General features: G+C 31.7%; 16 protein-coding genes. 11 read left to right on the plus strand and 5 right to left on the minus strand.

Going from position 1 to position 18,562, the window contains the following annotated elements; all coding sequences use genetic code 11:
- The first annotated feature begins 23 nt into the window (after positions 1 to 23).
- From miaB to BLS22_RS06955, 10 genes are all read left to right on the plus strand, one after another.
- A complete protein-coding gene (gene miaB / locus BLS22_RS06910; protein ID WP_090552670.1) occupies positions 24 to 1,472 on the plus strand; it encodes a tRNA (N6-isopentenyl adenosine(37)-C2)-methylthiotransferase MiaB in 1,449 nt (482 codons plus the stop codon).
- Positions 1,473 to 1,631: 159 nt separating this feature from the next.
- A complete protein-coding gene (gene mutS / locus BLS22_RS06915; protein WP_456298986.1) occupies positions 1,632 to 4,268 on the plus strand; it encodes a DNA mismatch repair protein MutS in 2,637 nt (878 codons plus the stop codon).
- Between the two features lie 10 nt (positions 4,269 to 4,278).
- Positions 4,279 to 6,126 carry a DNA mismatch repair endonuclease MutL gene (mutL, locus tag BLS22_RS06920; RefSeq protein WP_090552678.1) on the plus strand — a complete coding sequence of 616 codons (1,848 nt, stop codon included), beginning with the start codon at positions 4,279 to 4,281 and terminating at the stop codon, positions 6,124 to 6,126.
- An 11-nt stretch (positions 6,127 to 6,137) separates the two neighbouring features.
- Complete coding sequence (gene miaA, locus BLS22_RS06925; protein WP_090552681.1) at positions 6,138 to 7,082, plus strand: tRNA (adenosine(37)-N6)-dimethylallyltransferase MiaA; 945 nt, start codon at positions 6,138 to 6,140, stop codon at positions 7,080 to 7,082.
- 99 nt (positions 7,083 to 7,181) lie between these two features.
- The gene (gene hfq / locus BLS22_RS06930) at positions 7,182 to 7,424 is read left to right on the plus strand and encodes an RNA chaperone Hfq (RefSeq protein WP_090552684.1); all 243 of its coding nucleotides are present in this window, start codon (positions 7,182 to 7,184) and stop codon (positions 7,422 to 7,424) included.
- Positions 7,425 to 7,567: 143 nt separating this feature from the next.
- The gene (locus BLS22_RS06935; RefSeq protein ID WP_090552688.1) at positions 7,568 to 8,545 is read left to right on the plus strand and encodes an AAA family ATPase; all 978 of its coding nucleotides are present in this window, start codon (positions 7,568 to 7,570) and stop codon (positions 8,543 to 8,545) included.
- Positions 8,542 to 9,147 (plus strand): GTPase domain-containing protein, encoded by a 606-nt coding sequence (locus BLS22_RS06940; protein WP_090552692.1) that lies wholly within the window; start codon positions 8,542 to 8,544, stop codon positions 9,145 to 9,147. Before BLS22_RS06935 ends, BLS22_RS06940 begins: the two co-directional genes overlap by 4 nt.
- A complete protein-coding gene (locus tag BLS22_RS06945) occupies positions 9,128 to 9,691 on the plus strand; it encodes a hypothetical protein (protein WP_090552696.1) in 564 nt (187 codons plus the stop codon). The genes BLS22_RS06940 and BLS22_RS06945 overlap by 20 nt, the downstream gene beginning before the upstream one ends.
- A gap of 10 nt (positions 9,692 to 9,701) precedes the next feature.
- Positions 9,702 to 9,914 (plus strand): hypothetical protein, encoded by a 213-nt coding sequence (locus BLS22_RS06950; RefSeq protein WP_090552701.1) that lies wholly within the window; start codon positions 9,702 to 9,704, stop codon positions 9,912 to 9,914.
- A 17-nt stretch (positions 9,915 to 9,931) separates the two neighbouring features.
- Positions 9,932 to 11,212: a methionine gamma-lyase family protein gene (locus BLS22_RS06955; protein WP_090552705.1), complete on the plus strand. Its 1,281-nt coding sequence runs from the start codon at positions 9,932 to 9,934 to the stop codon at positions 11,210 to 11,212.
- A gap of 45 nt (positions 11,213 to 11,257) precedes the next feature.
- On the opposite strand, the gene lexA is transcribed toward BLS22_RS06955, so the two are convergent.
- A complete protein-coding gene (gene lexA / locus BLS22_RS06960) occupies positions 11,258 to 11,884 on the minus strand; it encodes a transcriptional repressor LexA (protein WP_090552707.1) in 627 nt (208 codons plus the stop codon).
- 101 nt (positions 11,885 to 11,985) lie between these two features.
- Positions 11,986 to 13,107 (minus strand): tyrosine-type recombinase/integrase, encoded by a 1,122-nt coding sequence (locus BLS22_RS06965; RefSeq protein WP_090552710.1) that lies wholly within the window; start codon positions 13,105 to 13,107, stop codon positions 11,986 to 11,988.
- 903 nt (positions 13,108 to 14,010) lie between these two features.
- On the opposite strand from BLS22_RS06965, the gene uvsE reads away from it, so the two are divergent.
- Positions 14,011 to 14,985 carry a UV DNA damage repair endonuclease UvsE gene (uvsE, locus tag BLS22_RS06970; protein ID WP_090552714.1) on the plus strand — a complete coding sequence of 325 codons (975 nt, stop codon included), beginning with the start codon at positions 14,011 to 14,013 and terminating at the stop codon, positions 14,983 to 14,985.
- A 40-nt stretch (positions 14,986 to 15,025) separates the two neighbouring features.
- Here uvsE and BLS22_RS06975 read toward each other — a convergent pair whose 3' ends face one another.
- The 3 genes from BLS22_RS06975 to BLS22_RS06985 all read right to left on the minus strand — a co-directional run bounded on the left by BLS22_RS06975 (position 15,026) and on the right by BLS22_RS06985 (position 18,509).
- Positions 15,026 to 16,312 (minus strand): FAD-dependent oxidoreductase, encoded by a 1,287-nt coding sequence (locus tag BLS22_RS06975; RefSeq protein WP_090552717.1) that lies wholly within the window; start codon positions 16,310 to 16,312, stop codon positions 15,026 to 15,028.
- A 13-nt stretch (positions 16,313 to 16,325) separates the two neighbouring features.
- The gene (locus tag BLS22_RS06980) at positions 16,326 to 17,264 is read right to left on the minus strand and encodes a sulfide/dihydroorotate dehydrogenase-like FAD/NAD-binding protein (protein ID WP_090552720.1); all 939 of its coding nucleotides are present in this window, start codon (positions 17,262 to 17,264) and stop codon (positions 16,326 to 16,328) included.
- A gap of 138 nt (positions 17,265 to 17,402) precedes the next feature.
- Positions 17,403 to 18,509 (minus strand): D-alanyl-D-alanine carboxypeptidase family protein, encoded by a 1,107-nt coding sequence (locus tag BLS22_RS06985; protein WP_090552723.1) that lies wholly within the window; start codon positions 18,507 to 18,509, stop codon positions 17,403 to 17,405.
- Positions 18,510 to 18,562 lie beyond the last annotated feature (53 nt).

Consider the following 18,562-nt stretch of genomic DNA (forward strand, 5'->3'; position numbering starts at 1 on the left):
TTCAATATAAGGAGGAAGTAGGCTTGAAAAGACAAAATAACTATGAAGTACATTCCATTGACCTTCAGAACCAGCAAGAGATTGTGGAGGAAATTTACTGTGAAAACAAAGAATTATACGAAACAACTGGAAAGCAAAAGAAGGTATTAATTGTAACCTACGGTTGTCAAATGAATGAGCATGACTCAGAGAAGCTACTATCTATGTTAAAGGATATGAACTATATAGAAACTACTAAAAAAGAGGAAGCAGATTTAATTATATACAATACATGTTGTGTTAGAGAAAATGCTGAATTAAAAGTTTATGGGAATTTAGGGGCCCTAAAGCCCCTAAAGAAAAAGAATAATGATTTAATTATTGCTGTGTGTGGATGTATGATGCAGCAGCCTAAAGTTGTAGAAGAAATAAAAAAGAAATATCAGCACGTTGATTTAGTTTTTGGAACCCATAATCTCCATACATTCCCAGAACTTTTAGCCAATTGCAAACAGGCTAATAATATGATAGTAGAGGTTTGGGAAAAGGAGGGGGACATAATAGAAGGTATACCTTCTATTAGAAAATATGATATTAAAGCATTTGTAAATATTATGTATGGATGCAATAACTTCTGTACCTATTGTATTGTACCCTATACTCGAGGACGAGAGCGTAGTAGAGAAGTAGGAGATATCGTAAAGGAAGTCACTGATCTTGTGGAAAATGGGACAAAGGAAATTACATTACTAGGTCAAAATGTTAATTCCTATGGCAAAACCCTAGAAAGAAGAATTGAATTTGCTGACCTATTAAGAGAATTAAATAGAATAAAAGGTTTAGAAAGAATTAGGTTTATGACTTCTCATCCTAAGGATTTGTCTGCTGCACTAATTACTTCTATAGCTGAATTAGATAAGGTTTGTGAGCATATACACTTGCCATTCCAAGCTGGAAGCAACAATGTATTAAAAAATATGAATAGAAAATACACAAAAGAAGGTTATTTAGAGTTAGTTCACAAACTTAAAAAAGCCGTTCCTAACATAGCAATGACAACGGATATTATTGTAGGCTTCCCTGGAGAAACCGAAGAAGATTTTAAGGATACATTAGATGTTGTGGAAAAAGTTAGATTTGACTCAGCTTTTACATTTTTATATTCTATTCGTGAAGGTACTCCAGCTGCTAAAATGGATGAACAAATAGATGACAAAATGAAACATGAAAGATTTAATAGATTAGTAGCAGCAGTGAATCGTATCAGTGGAGAAATAAATCAAGATTATATGAATAAAGAAGTTGAAGTATTAGTAGAAGGGCTTAGTAAGACGGATTCAACTAAGTTAATGGGAAGAACAAGACAAAATAAGCTAGTTAATTTTCCCGGTGACACATCATTAATAGGACAAATAGTTACAGTGAAAATTACTGAATCAAAAACATTTTCATTAAATGGAGAAGTAATAGATAAGACTTTAGATAATAACTAATCAATTCAAAACTGGCTTAAAGATAAAGCCAGTTTTTATTTCCAGTTTTTTTAAAAGAAAAAATATATCATATTAAATATTATCATAAATGATAACATTATTAAATAAAATTATTCAAGTTTATATTTCAAACAAATACATATTTGTTATAATTATACTATGAGTCATTTAAAGGAGGCGTTGCAATTGAGGAAACTAACCCCTATGATGCAACAGTATACAGAAATTAAAAATCAATATAAAGATACACTTTTATTATTTCGTCTAGGAGATTTTTATGAGTTATTTTTTGATGATGCTGTTGTAGCTTCTAGAGAACTGGAGATTGCCCTTACTGGAAGAGATTGTGGCCTAGAGGAACGAGCCCCCATGTGTGGGGTTCCCCACCACTCCGTTCATAATTATATTAATAGATTAATTATAAAAGGTTATAAAGTAGCCATATGCGAACAAGTAGAGGACCCTAGTGAAGCTAAAGGAATTGTTAAACGAGATGTTGTAAGGGTAATTACTCCTGGTACAATTATTGATACAGATTTACTGGAGGAAAAGAAAAATAATTATATTATGTCAATCTATTGGGTAGATGAAGGCTGTGGTCTAACCTATGCAGATATTTCTACCGGAGAATTATTTTCTACAGAAATTTTACAAAAAGGCTTAGAGCAGAATCTTCAAAATGAGATATCTAAAATACAGCCCAAAGAAATTATATATTGTATTAAAGATTCAAACCTAAAAGATGTCCTACTGAAATATCAAGGAAACTTTGATTTGTTTGCTAGTGAGTATCAGGATTGGAAATTTGAATACCATCAAGCTGCAAATCAATTAAAGCGTCATTTTGATGTGTTAACTTTGGATGGATTAGGATTTACTAATAATCATTTAGGCATTCATTCTACAGGTGCTTTGATTGATTACTTGCAGACTACTCAAAAAAGAGCCTTAAATCATTTAAATAAAATTAACATATATACCCTTAATAAAACAATGACCCTGGATTTAACCACTAGGAAAAATTTAGAACTTACGGAAACCCTCCGAGAAAAAAAGAAAAAAGGTTCCTTATTATGGGTGTTGGACAAAACCATGACTTCCATGGGGGGAAGAATGATTAGAAAGTGGATTGAAGAACCTCTAGTTGATGCTGTTGAAATTAATCAAAGATTAGAAGCGGTTGAAGCTCTGAAAAACAATACTTTAATAAGACAAGAACTAAAAGCCAATCTTAAAAACATTTATGACCTAGAGAGATTAGCAGGTAAAATAGCCTATGGTTCTATCACACCAAGAGATTTAATAGCCTTAAGAAATTCTCTAAATCATGTACCTAATCTTAAAATACTTTTAGAAAATATAGCCTCACCCCTCTTACAAAGTATCTTGATTTCTATAGATGAGCATCAGGATATTAAAACATTGATCGAAAAAGCAATTCAAGAGGATCCTGCCATAGCTCTAAAGGAAGGTAATATAATAAAAACTGGGTACAATCATGATGTAGATGAACTTAGGAGAGCCTCTATTGAAGGTAAGTCATGGATTAGCAATCTTGAATCCCAAGAGAGAGAATGTACAGGGATTAAGTCACTTAAGGTAGGATATAACAAGGTTTTTGGATACTATATAGAAGTAACAAAATCTAACCTTCATATGGTTCCTAAAGAATACATTAGAAAGCAAACCCTTTCAAATTGTGAAAGATATATTACCCCAGCATTGAAGGAAATAGAAGCAAAGGTTTTAGGAGCTGAAGAGAAAGTAGTGTTATTAGAATATCAGTTGTTTGTTAATATCCGAAGTATTATTGAAAAAGACGTTCCTCATATTCAGCAAACAGCCCATGCTATTGCTCAGCTGGATGCATTATATTCCTTAGCTGAGGTAGCTTATGAAAATGGGTATACTAAACCTATTGTAAATGATGGAAACACCATCAACATACATGAAGGAAGACACCCTGTAGTAGAAAAAATATTGGGGATTAATATGTTTGTAGCTAACGACACATATCTTGATGAAAAAAATCATGAAATCTCCGTCATTACAGGACCTAATATGGCAGGAAAATCAACCTATATGAGACAAGTAGCTCTCATTGTACTCATGGCTCAAATTGGCTCCTTTATTCCTGCTACCCAAGCTGAAATAGGAATAGTTGACCGTATATTTACAAGAGTTGGAGCTAGTGATGATCTTAGTCAAGGTCAAAGTACCTTTATGGTAGAGATGAGTGAGATGGCAAATATATTAAATAATGCTTCTTCTAAAAGCTTACTTATACTAGATGAAATTGGACGTGGCACAAGCACTTTTGATGGATTAAGTATTGCTTGGGCTGTTATTGAATATATTAGTAAGCTCTTGAAATGTAAAACTCTTTTTTCAACTCATTACCATGAACTAACAGAGCTGGAAGGAAAAATTAATGGAGTAAAAAACTATTGTATATCCGTAAAAGAAGAGGGTGAAAGTATAGTTTTTCTCAGAAAGGTTATAGAAGGCAGTGCAGATAAAAGCTATGGTATTCAAGTAGCTAAATTAGCAGGTCTTCCTAATGATGTTATACAAAGGGCACAATTAATATTAATAGATTTAGAAAAAAATGATATGGTCAAGGATAATGAAACTATTGATAATTCAAATAATAATCAAAACCAACAGTTAAACTTTGACGATTTCCATCGGGAAGAAATATTACAGGAGATAAAAAATATCAATTTATTAGAAACAACACCTTTAGAGGCTATAAATATGCTCTATTATTTACAAAAAAAAGCAAATGGGATTTAAGGAGGCATAAATGATAAATAAAATTAAGATGTTAAACGACTTAACTATCAATAAAATAGCTGCCGGGGAAGTGGTAGAGGCCCCCTATTCAGTTATAAAAGAGTTGACAGAGAATGCCATTGATGCAAATTCCACCAATATTACTGTAGAAATAAAGGAAGGTGGACAAAAACTCATTAGAGTTAGCGATAATGGAGATGGGATATATGAAGAAGATGTTGAAGCTGCTTTTATGCGACATGCTACCTCTAAAATCATAGATTTAGAGGATTTAAATACTATCCTAACCTTAGGGTTTCGTGGCGAGGCATTAGCTAGCATAGCTTCTGTATCACAAATTGAAATAACTACAAAGCCTAGAAATCAATCCTACGGAATATATTTAGAGATTGAAGGTGGGGTTGTTATTAATAAAAAACAAGTAGGATGCTCTAATGGGACAACTATTACAGTGAAAAATTTGTTTTTCAATACTCCCGCTAGATTTAAATTTATGAAAAGTCCCCAAGCTGAGGCTACAAAAATAAGTGAATTAATAACTAGACTAGCCCTAAGTCAGGCAAAAATAGGCTTCAAGTACATTAACAATAATAATATTATGTTCACCACCTCTGGAGATGGTCATTTAAAGGAAGCTATATTATCAATTTTAGATAAAGATTTATTTAAAAGTCTTATACCCATTCATAATCAGAAGGAACCTATTAAATTACAGGGTTATATTGGTCAACCTACCTATGCTAGAGGGAATAGGAATTATGAGATTGTATTTGTTAATGGAAGATATATTAAGAGCAAGCTTGTTTATAAGGCTATTGAGGATGGATATAAAGAGAAGTTGCCTATAAATAAATTTCCTGTATGCATTATGAATATAGAAATTAGTCCACAGTTAATTGATGTTAATATTCACCCTATGAAGACAGAAATCAAGTTTCACAATCAACAGATGGTCTATGATTTAATTTATAATACTATACGAAATACTCTAGTGGAAAATACCACTGTTCCTTTTTTCTCATTATCAAATAGAGATAAAAAAAATCATCATAATCCAGTAAATATGCCTTTTAGTCCTAATCTTCAAGAGAATAAAAGTACGTATAATACACATAATAACAACGAATTTACCAATAAAACTGAAAGCAATCAATTGTTTTTTGAAGGCTATAGGGAGCAAATAGACAATAATATTTTCATTAATAACGATATGAGTGAAAATGTTATTATAAATGAAGACCATATCCAGACCGAAGTTACCCAAGAGAACTTTCTTAGCAGTTTACTTTATAATCATAAGGTTATAGGTCAGTTATTTAACACCTATATTATTGTTGAAAAGGATTGTTCTATGATTTTGATTGATCAACATGCTGCCCACGAAAGAATAGTTTATAATCAAATGCTACAGGATTTTAAAAACAACAAAGTAGTTACCCAAAGATTGTTGACACCTAAAGTGTTAGAACTATCCCCTGAGGATTTTCTATTAGCAATGGAAAATGTAAATAAGTTTAATAGTCTTGGCTTTGGTATAGAGGTTTTTGGCCATAATACTATTATTATTCGAGAGGTTCCTTTAATAATGGGCACACCAAGAAATTTTGATTTTTTTATTGATATTTTAGATGACTTTAAAAATGAAAAGAATCATGAATCATATTTTTATGAAAAAATTATACGAAAATCCTGTAGAGAAGCCATCAAGGCTATGGATAAATTAAATTTACAGGAAATTAATGCTTTAATTAAAGATTTATGTAAAGTACAGCCACCATTAACTTGCCCCCATGGACGACCTATCGTATTAGCCTTATCAAAATATGAAATAGAAAAAAACTTTAAAAGAGTTCAATAGGAGGAGACGCTTTGAGTAAAAATCTACTAATTATAGTAGGCCCAACTGCCGTTGGTAAAACAGCTACTGCTATTGAAGTAGCTAAAAGATTAGACGGAGAAATTATATCTGCTGACTCTATGCAGATATATAAATACATGGATATTGGAACTGCCAAGCCTACTATAAAAGAAATGCAAGGGATACCCCATTATTTAATTGATATCATAGAACCAAATGAAGACTTTTCAGTTGCATCCTTTCAAGTAAGGGCAAAAGAAACAATAGAAAAAATTAATGCTAAAAAAAAGCTTCCCATCGTTGTTGGAGGAACAGGTTTATATATTAATTCCCTTATTTACAATATGGACTTTACAAAGACTATATCCAACTGGAATTTAAGAAAGCAGTTACAAGAAGAGGCAGATAAGTATGGTAACGAATATATTCATAATAAGTTGAAGGAAATAGACCCTTCTGCAGCCGAAAGAATACATAAAAACAATGTTAAAAGGGTTATTAGAGCAATAGAGATATTTCAAGAAAGTGGGGAAAAAATCGGAAATTTCCGTGAGGACCTTCAATTAAATGAAGCCTATAACTTTGTCATCATAGGTTTAACTAGAAATCGTGAAGAGATATATGATAGGGTTAATCAGAGGGTAGACATAATGATGCAAGAAGGTCTAATAAAAGAAGTAGAAGCACTGGTACATCAGATGAATTATAATGAAGATTTAATAGCCCTTAAGGGCCTAGGATATAAAGAAATTATTAGTTATTTAAATGGAAATAGTACTTTAGAGGAAGCTATAGATATATTGAAACGAGATACTAGAAGATATGCAAAAAGACAGCTAACATGGTTTAATCGTCTAGAAAATATTAAGTGGTTTAACTTATCAGATTATAGCTCATCTGAAAAATTATTTAATAATATTGTTCAGTATGTTGAAGGACATTTTAATCCCTTATAGAATATTAATATAAATATACTACTTATGATGGTTATACTGTCAAAATGACTTTAGACTGTATAAATTAAAGGTAATAAGAGAATCCAAGGAGGGTAAAACATGAAAAATACTATTAATTTGCAGGATATTTTTTTAAATCAAGTTAGAAAGGAAAGTATTGCAATAACCATATACCTAGTAAATGGTTTTCAACTCAAAGGGTTAGTAAAAGGGTTTGATAATTATACAATTGTTTTAGATTCTGAAGGAAAACAACAGTTGATATATAAGCATGCTATTTCCACCATATGTCCAAATAACCCAGTAAATTTTATGCAAAATCCTAAAAATCTTAATGAATAAGCAAACTTTTATAAAACTTCCCTATTAACAACAAGTAGGGAAGTTTTTTTCTAATTAAACAAATAAATATTTATTATCTACCTCTGACACTTTTTTTGTTATTACTGAATATGATAGAATAGCATGTATTTTGAGGTGATATGATGACAAATAAATTTAGAAAAGATATTGAACAGTTATATACCTTAGTTAAAATAGGTTCTATTGGCAGTAATGAATTTTTAAATCATTTAATTATAAGCCAACAGTTAAAAGCAAATCAACAAAAACATCTCCTGGATACAGATGGTGATCTAAAAGAGGAATCTCTAGAGGATATTATGGGAGAACTTCATCAACTGATAGGACTAGATGAAGTAAAAGGAATAGTAGATGAAGTATTAGCTTATGTTGAAATCCAACAAAAACGTAAACTACAAGGACTAAACGCTACACCACTGGTATTACATATGATTTTTAAAGGCAATCCTGGAACAGGTAAAACAACGGTAGCTAGGCTGTTGGGTAGAATATTTAAAACAATGGATTTATTAGATAAAGGTCATCTCATTGAAGTTGAAAGGGCAGATTTAGTTGGTGAATATATTGGACAGACGGCTTTAAAGGTTAGACAACAGGTCAAAGAGGCGATGGGAGGTATTCTTTTTATAGATGAAGCATATTCTTTAGCAAGGGGAGGGGAGAAGGATTTTGGAAAAGAAGCTATAGATGCTTTAGTGAAAGCTATGGAGGATTATAAGGATAGCTTTATATTAATTCTAGCTGGATATCAGGAAGAAATGGATGATTTTTTAAAAATCAATCCTGGGCTTAAATCACGGTTTCCTATACATATAGATTTTCAGGACTATACTATAGAAGAACTGGTAGATATAGCAGAAATGATGGTGACAGAAAGACAGTATACCATGCCGAAGTCAACTAAAGCTAAACTTTACGTGCTACTGGCATCAAAAAGAAAAAATGATGGCAGGTATTCTGGTAATGCGAGACTTGTAAGAAATTTAATTGAGAAGGCTGTTAGGAAACAAGCTGTTAGACTTAAAGGGCAATGCTATTATACAAGGGATGATTTAATTACTTTAAAAAGAGAAGATTTTTTGGATGGTGAAACTTTATGAAGTGTTGTATTTTGTTAGGCAAACCAAACGTTGGTAAAACATCTTTTTTTTTGAATTTTGCTGAGTATTTAGGTATAACTAAATGCATACTTGAGTTTATTGATTACCAGGGAATGAAAACAGTAAAAAACTATTCTCTTAGTATGGCTAAAAGCCACCTAATTAGTCCTTCCCCTTTTCACACTCGAGATATATGTAAATTAACCTTATATATACCTATATATAAAGGGCATAGTGAGTTTTTGCTCTATGACACAGGAGGATTAATCGATGGGATTAGTAAAGATGAAGGGATTAGAAAATCTATGGCCGAAACATTAAAATATCTTTATGATAGTCAAATAATATTACATATGATAGATGCTTCCAGCATATACAAAAACCAAATTAATACTTTAAGTGAAATAGATTATCAACTTAATCAATATGGGAGAAGTCGGGGATGTTATTGCATCTTAGCTAATAAGGTTGACTTAAAAGAAGGTGTAGGGGGTCTAGAATTGTTGAAAAAAGAATTTAAGGATACATATGTTATACCTACCTCATCTATCAAGAGAATAGGTTTTAAAGAGGTGAAAAAATTTGTTTCTAGAAATCTTTAAAACCTTTATAGCAGTATTTTTATTAGGCATTGTAATAAAGCTATTAGACGATGAGGTGGATGGAGATAAAGTTCTAAAGGCAGTCTATAGCAGCATTTATAAAGATATTTCAGCATATAAACTACCCTATAGTTTGCTATTCGTTAGCTTGACAATGCTATTACAACCTCATCTTGTTTTTTCCTTATTTACTTCTGCATATATGATTGGCATGTTTGATTTTCCAAATAAGAAGCTGCCTCTTAAATTAAAATCCTACCAAGAAATAGGAATTATTATTGTATTAAACTTATTTTTAATTCCATTAGAAATTTTCTTTTTAAGCTTTACAATTATCTTACTTATTCAACTCATCGATGATTTATTAGATTATAAGTATGATTTTAAGTATGGTTATAAAAATTATGTCAATAAATTTGGTAAAGGAGAGATAATTATTACAAGCTGTATTCTTTTACTTTTATGTTTGATATTATCATGGATAAACACAATAATAATTTTATCCTCAAATTTTTTCATAAATTACTTGTATGCTAGAATATAGGGGGGATATAATGTTATATGGGTACATACTTATTTGTTGTTTGATTATACTATTGATGGGCTATAGCATGGGACGGAGAATAGGTATAAAAGAAGGTAATGAAAAGGCATTTAGTAACACAATCATAAGTTTAAAGCTGGACTATTATAATAATAAAAGTTGTCCAATTTGTTCAAGCAGCCCCGAAAAAAGCGAGGGCGATGACAAACAAAACAAAAGATAAATAAGGAGGAAAATAAAATGAATTATGATAAAGCTATACTAAAAGAAGCTTTTGGAATTAGCTCAGATGTTTTAAATAAAGGGGAGATAATAGAGGAAAAGCTATATGATATTTACAGTAATCTTAAAAAAATTAAAGCCTATAATCAATATAAAGTCCTGCAGGCTATGCAGGAAAGTAATATAAGTGATCAGCATTTCAACTGGACTACAGGCTATGGTTATAATGATATAGGCCGAGATAAGCTGGAGGAGGTATATGCTAAGGTTTTTAAAAGCGAGGACGCTATTGTGAGACCAACCATCGCAAATGGGACTCATGCCCTAACCTTATGCTTAACAGCTTTATTGAATCCAGGAGATGAGATGGTAGCAGTAACAGGCAAACCCTATGACACACTAGATGAGTTGATTGGGATTCATGGTGACTATAGAGGAAGTCTTAAGAATATCGGCGTAAAATATACTCAAATAGATTTTTTGCACAATGGAGAAGTAGACTTTTCTGCTATTAAAAAGGAAGTAACAGAGAAAACTAGATTGGTATATATTCAACGTTCTACAGGATATGGCTTTAGAAAGGCTATAGATATTGATGCTATTGAAAAAATTGTTACATACATAAAAAATATAAATCCAAATATTTTATGTATGGTTGATAACTGTTATGGGGAATTTCTAGAAATAAAAGAACCTACAGAAGTGGGGGTAGATATTTTAGCAGGATCTTTAATTAAAAATCCAGGTGGTGGACTTGCTTTATCAGGAGGATATATTGTAGGAAAAAAATCTTTAGTTGAATTGGTTTCGTATAAGCTTACTTCTCCAGGCATTGGAAAGGAATGCGGTCTCACCTTTGGATTAACTAGAACAATGTTTCAAGGGCTTTTTTTAGCCCCTCATATTGTTACGGAAGCTGTAAAAGGTGCCATATTCTGTTCTAAACTGTTTGCAGAAGAAGGCTATGAGGTCAAACCTCAATATAATGAGAAAAGAAGTGATATTATACAAGCTGTAAAATTAGAAAGTGAAGAGAAGGTATTAGCCTTCTGTAAAGGTATACAGGCAGCTGCACCTATAGATTCATTTGTAACACCAATACCCTGGGATATGCCTGGATATGATGCTCCTATTATTATGGCAGCTGGAGCCTTTATTCAAGGCTCATCTATAGAACTCAGTGCTGATGCACCAATAAAGCCCCCATATATTGTATACTTTCAAGGAGGTCTAACCTATGAGCATAGTAAATTAGGAGCTTTAATGGCACTACAAAATATAAAAAACCTAAAGCTATAAAAGAAAACTTAGAAAAAAAAATTTAGGGAGACCCACAAGGGCTCCCTAAATTTTTCTAAATACTCCTATTACTTTTCCTAGTATCGTAACATCTATAACCCTAATGGGCTCCATAAATTTATTTTCTGGTTGTAATCTTATATGATCAATTTCACGATAAAATCTTTTCACGGTAGCTCCATCATCTAACAAAGCTACTACAATATCACTATTAGAGGCATAGGACTGCCTTCGAACAATAACATAATCTCCATCCAAGATTCCCGCTTCAATCATACTATCTCCTTTAACCGACAGCATAAAAACGTCTTCATCTTTATGATTTATAAAATCAGCTGGGAGGGGAAAGGTTTCTTCTATATTTTCTACAGCTAAAATAGGTTGCCCCGCTGTAACCTTTCCAATAATAGGAACATTTATTATTTCTTTATGTAGTTTATAGTCATAGTTATAGTCATTATCTAAAATTTCTATTGCTCTTGGTTTGGTAGGATCTTTACGAATATATCCTTTTTCTTCTAGTTTACTTAAATGCCCATGGACAGTAGATGTGGATTTTAATCCCACAGCTTGGCATATTTCTCTTACTGAAGGAGGATACCCCTTGGAACTGATTTCATTTTTCATGTATTGTAAAATTTGAAGTTGTTTACTATTTAAATCTTCATACATTTATATAAAGACTCCTCTCTAATCTAATATATACTTATTAGTTAGTATATCATATATATACAGCATTATCAAACATTTGTTCGTGGTAGGAGAGTAGTATACTAATTCTCGTCTAACCACTCAAAATTTTTAACGATTTCTCGCTTTACATTTTTTTTGTGAGCTGCATATAACTGTGTTGTTGTAACATTATCATGGTCAAGAAGATTCTGTACATCATATATAGAAAATCCCTGCTGTATTAAAGAAGTAGCCGCTGTAGCTCTTAATTTATGGGGGCTATATCCATTATTCTTACTAGTTCCTAAAGCCAAAGATGTATATTTTTTTACTAGATTACGAATAGCCCTAATAGTCATACGTTTGTTTTGCATTGATAAAAATAGAGCATCTTTATCGGCTTCATTCACAGTATTTTCAGGAGCTCGTTCATTTCTAATATACTCTTTAATAACTTTTTCACAGGTTTTGTTTAGAGGCATTAATACTTCCTTACTACGTTTGCGATAAATTCTAAAATCTCCTCTGTTAAAATTAAAAGAAGAAATATTTAGCTGTTGCAATTCGCTTACCCTAAGCCCATAGGTAACAAATAAGATAATAATTGCTTTATCTCTAAGCTTTGTCTTTTCCCAATATACTTTTTCCTTCTCTGTAAAGCCTTCTCCCGTCTCAACAAAGTCTAGCATTTTGGCAACCTCATCTATTTCTAATCGTTTTATGGCATCAGGCTGAGGTTTAGGTAATCTAATAGGATTAAAACCATCCGTTATATTTTTTTCTAAAATTTCATCTCTATACAAAAACTTAAACAGAACTGATAAAGAAGATTTCTTTCTGGCTAATGATCTATTTCTATTTTCAATTATTTTAACAAACTCATCTCGTTCCATTGTATATCTAGAACAATAGTCTCCTAAAAAACGATTAATATCTTTAGCAGAGATTTTATTAAAATCTTCAATGGAAATAGCAGTAGCAGTGGGAGCCTCAGTAAGAGATGACTCATTAACTAAATACTTGCAAAAAAATAATACATCTTCTAAATAAGCTAGACGGGTGGAGAGAGCCACACCGCTTTTTAAATAAAGGAAGAAGTCTCTCATAAAAGAAGGGAGTTGCCTTTCAATTTCCAAGCATCTTTCAATGATTTCATTTTCCTTTAACACAATATTGTTGGGTTTGTCAGACTTATTATGTATAGATAGTTTGTTTTTTACCATAAAATCACTCCTTGCTATAATCTATTTTAAAATGTATAAGAAGGGAAGGCAATAAGTATTTTGTAATAATTTTTAAAAATAACAGAAAATAAAGTTAAAATATAAATGAATTTAATTCTCCCTATTAACTATTCCCTAAATATACATTTAAAGAATAGTTGATAGGGAGAGATTTGCCACTATTCTTTACACTTATATATGTTCTAAATTACTACTATTTAAGTTCCCTTACTTTACTCCCCACTTTACTATTAAAATAACATTTATTAATTGCGTTGGTTAATATGTGACACTCAGTATCCAGAAATGAGATTTATAATATAATCAGGACTTTTTATGTAAAATTAAGCAAATTAGTTTTTAAATTTTTTATAATTAGCTTCAAGATATTTCATCAATATTTTGGGAGTTTTTTAATACAAACTATTATTATTTATCAAGGTTGATTTGTCGTTATTATTCTTCAAATTTCTTATATATCTACAACTTTGTAGATTTTTATCAAAAATTATAGTGATTTTTCTCGACATTAGTCTCAAATTAAATGTCGAAGTCATCCTTTCGTTTTTATATCCTTTCGACAATATTCTTATTTGTATACACGAATAAAACAACACTGCCTAACGCTTTAAATGTCGTTGGTATATTTATACGCGTATATTCATACATTCTTTCTTTGTGGATCTAACCTAAAGCTTCTGGTTTTAAAAAAGTTCTTTTTTAATTGATAACATTTATCATATGATAGATGGCTGTTGTCTTTGTAAATCACAGCAAGTACCCTATCCTTCACTTGTTTTAAACAACAAATTACTAATCCATTACTAAATTAAAATAAGATTCTATATTTAACTGTTTTTTATCTTAACATATTTGGGTATATTAATATTTGAGGTGATTAACTTGAAAATTAGATTAGGTTATGTAGCAATAGCTTTAAATATTCATGAAGGTTCCCCAAACAAAACTGTAACCTATAAAACCTTTTCTCAGCTTCCCGATGATGAAACGAAGCTGTATAAACTTAAATCTCTTACAAAGAAAAATTTGGAAACAACAAAAAGAATTCTTATATATAACAAAGCCCATAACATTGCTTTATATCGTTTTACCTCTAAGCTAGTGCCCTTGGCTACTCACCCGGAGGTAATACAATGGGATTATATTCAGGAATTTAATAATTTATATAAAGATATTGGAAAATTTATTCTAGGCAATAAACTTAGGGTAAGTGCTCATCCTGATCATTTCACTCTGATTAATACTCCAGATGAGAAGGTTTTAAAAGCTTCACTACAGGATTTAGAGTATCATGTGAAGGTTTTTGAAGCTATGGATTTAAATCATCAGGATGGTAAGCTTGTTCTACATATTGGGGGAACTTATGGCAATAAAAAAGTAGCCACCGATAGATTTATTGGTAATTTTAAAGAATTAAGTCCAAGGTATAAAAATCGTATTATTTTAGAAAACGATGATAAATCCTTTACTGCTAAAGAAGTACTTGAAATATGTGAATACTTGCAAATTCCAATGGTGTTAGATATTCATCATCACTGGTGCAACAACAACGGTGAAAACATTAGAGAGCTAATACCATTTATTTTTGACACATGGAAAGGAGAAAAGCATCCTCCTAAAATTCATGCTTCAAGTCCTAAGGATAATAAAAATATTAGAGCTCATGCCGATTATTTAGACTTAGATTTTTTGATGGGTTTTATTAATGATGCAAAAAATCATGGATGTGACTTTGATATTATGATTGAAGCTAAAAAAAAGGACTTGGCACTATTTAAACTAATGGAGGATTTCAAACAAATTCAAAAAGAGGCAAATATAGATATATTAAACGAAGCTACTATTCAAATAAATTAACAGGGGTTTTGTTTCCCCTGTTAATTTATTTGCTATTGTTTTAGACTAATTTCTCACAGTATATATTTAATAGATTAAGTCTATCTATTTTATTGCTTAATAATTTAGTATCTGTAGTGTATAAATTTAATTGCTTCATTCGTTTAAAATAATCTCCCCCTGCAAAAGTGTATCTTCTTTTTAATCCTTCTTCTTTTAGAATTTCTTCATTAGCATAAGCAATTATATCTCCTGATGCAAGATTTCTAGGAAGCTCTAGTAATGGCATTCCCAATAAAGTTCGAACTGCATTGTGACCTGCAAGACTACCGGTTACGATGGCTTCAGTATGACCAACAAAGAGTCCCCCCTTCTCTCCCCCGCATAGTAAATTATCTAATCCATCAACCTTCATACCATTATTACGTGGAGCTATAGATAAATATCGAATAGAGTTCCCTATTCCCCCTGCATATGGATCCTCAAAACGTACATTCTCAAAACCTGGTAGCTTTCTTAATTTTTCTAATGGATAGAATGGTGCCATTAATTTTGCATGACCTGTATCCAGCAATACAAGATTTTCTGCATATTCCTTTAACGCATATTGTTGGCATACCTTCATATTTAACTTATCCATGTTCACATCTTCTTTAGGTACTGGAATTACAAATACTCCTTTTTTATTTAGTTCCTCTACTATTTCCTTAGATAGAGAGTCCTTATTCAATTTGCAGGAACCACTAAAGGCTCCAAAGGAACCATTAGATCTTTGACCTAATATATCCTCTACACCAGCCTTATAACTTAAACTAACTCTAGGACCAAAAGAGGGACATCTTAGGATACACATAGCACACCCATTTCCATACTTTAAACAATTACCCATAGGTCCAGTGGATCCTGTTGTTTCAATAAATACATCACCCTCTACAATACTGTTATCTTGAAGCTTAATAGCTGCTATTTTATTATCCTGCTTTATAACATCTATGACTCTTTGTTGAAAATATATTTTAATACCCTTGTATTCTAATAATCTTCTAACTCTAGGCTCTATAATAGTTACATCATAGAGATTTGCATGTTGATGACCTGGAAAATCGATGTTTTTGTGTCTAGAACAATTATCACATAACTCAAAAAGTTCGTTTGCTCCCAGCAAAATTGATTCTTCAGTAGCTGTATAACGACCATTATTTCTCATAATCCCTCCCACATTACCTAAACCTAACACCATATCAGTTCGTTCGTATACAACTACATTGGCACCAGCTTTTTTCGCTGTTATAGCAGCTGCACAGCCAGCCCAGCCCCCACCTATAATAACTACTTTAGTTTTTGTCATAAGAAATCCCCTCCTAACTTTGACTTTTTACTATTTGGGTTTTACAGGTACGAATAGGGATTCCATTTATATCATACATAGTACATGAACCACAAATCCCTTCCCCACAACACAACTCATTATTGTTTGTTCTTACTACATTCATACCCTCTAGTTTTTCAATTGAAGAAAACAATCTGCTCTTCAAATAATCAGATCCTCCTAAAAAAACAACACCATAGGTTTTAGTGTCCAACTGTTTTTCTAAAGCCTTTGTTCCTTCGGACTCATATAAATTGCATTCTATTGTTGAGTTTATGTCACAGTATTCTTCTATGAAATTATAATTTATTGATCCTCTGTCCAGTATCAAATCTATATTATTGTTATTTCTTAAAAGATAATGAATTACGAGAATTGCTGGTGCTTGAGCAATTCCTCTAGCTATGATTAAACAATTGGTATTTTGTGTCTGCTTTAAATATTCTAGTCCAAATACTCCATTCCAATAAGGACCCCTTATTAACATATAGTTATCTGCACTTTTAATGGTTTTTGTTTTTACACCATGAATTTCTACTGCTATTTTTATATAATCTCTTCTGCTATCAACACTCATTACAGAGATGGGAATATCAAAATATTGACCAAAATTTTCATTACGAATAAAAATGTAAGAGCCAGGTTGATTTACCTGCCTAGCTAATGTATGAGGGACTTTTAATGTGAAAACTATGAGTCGATCCCCTAACTCCTCTCGTTCTGTAATTTCAGCCCTAATATCCCCTCTAGGATTCTTCTTTTTATGACCTTCAAATGTAAATGCTTGATAAATACATACACCTCTCCAATCGCAGTCGCAAAATTCCTTTTCTTGTAAATGTGAACAAGTAATGCAATCCATAGTTTCAGCTAAATAACATGGACAATAATCACTCCCAGCATCAATACACTGCCAACGGTGCTCGCTCATACTTTCCCTCCTTCTTCCATCAAAAACATACTATAATATTAGAATATTTTTTTAAGGCAATTGTGTTACAAAGTTTTATGAGAAACCACCACAAAAAAGCAGCTATTGCTATTAGCTGCTTAGTTCTTTTATTTGACTCTAATATATTTTTAGAAACTTTAATACTCTTTCCTTTATAGTTAACTTATCTATGTTTTCATTAGCTAATAAGCTTTGGGTATCTATTAATTCTCCATTTAAATAAGTTAACATCTTGCCAATAACCTGGCCATTTATTATAGGTGCATCAAGAAGCGTAGGAGTTTGTATGACAGATATTATTTTTTCTTCTTCTCCCTCTATAACAGGAATGATGATTGTTCTCGGCGCCCTTACATAAAGATAATCTTTAGTACCATTCTCCACCATAATTTGTTTAATTATATCCCCTTTTTCCACTAGCTTATAGGGCTGATATTTTTCAAAAGAGTATTCTAATAATTGTTTTGTGGTATTAAACCAATCCCCATCATTTAATGTTATTGCAATAAATTGCATATTGTTTTTAGTAGCCGAAGCAACTAAGCATCTTCCTGCTTTTTTAGTAAATCCAGTTTTTACTCCATCTCCACCTTCACAAATATTCAAGGTTTTATTTTTGTTAGTAAAATGCTTATATCCCTCCCTTTCAGCTACCCAAAACTTAGTTTTAACAATTTGTTTAAAAGTAGGATTTTTAAGGGCTTCTCTTGTAATGACAGCAAGATCATAAGCAGTTGTATAGTGATTATCATCATGTAAACCATGGGGATTCATAAAGCTTGTATTATTTGCCCCTAGTTCTCTGGCTCTTGCAGTCATGAGGACTGCAAATTCCTCTATAGAACCACTGACCTCATAGGCTATAGCTTCTGCCGCATCATTACCTGACCTCAACATTAGCCCATAGAGTAGATCAATCATCCTTACTTTTTCATTTGCTTCTAAATATATAGAAGAGCCCTCTACCCCCTGAGCCTTTGGATGAATCTCCACTTTTTTATCTAAGGGAATATTTTCAATAGCCAAAAGTGCTGTCATAATTTTAGTAGTACTAGCCATTGGTAGTTCTTCAAAAATATTTTTTTCATATAATATTCTACCAGTTTCTACATCCATCACAATTCCAGCTTTACCATTACACTGTATCTCCTCAGCCCACACCTGATGGGGAGATATTAAATGAAAAACCAGCATCACTACTACAAGTGCTGCTTTCTTATACATAGCACTTACCTCATTTCATATAATAAATAATGTACGTAAATTATTATGAACAA

Origin of the sequence: Natronincola ferrireducens (genome assembly GCF_900100845.1) — a bacterium.
Lineage (GTDB): Bacteria > Bacillota > Clostridia > Peptostreptococcales > Natronincolaceae > Natronincola_B > Natronincola_B ferrireducens.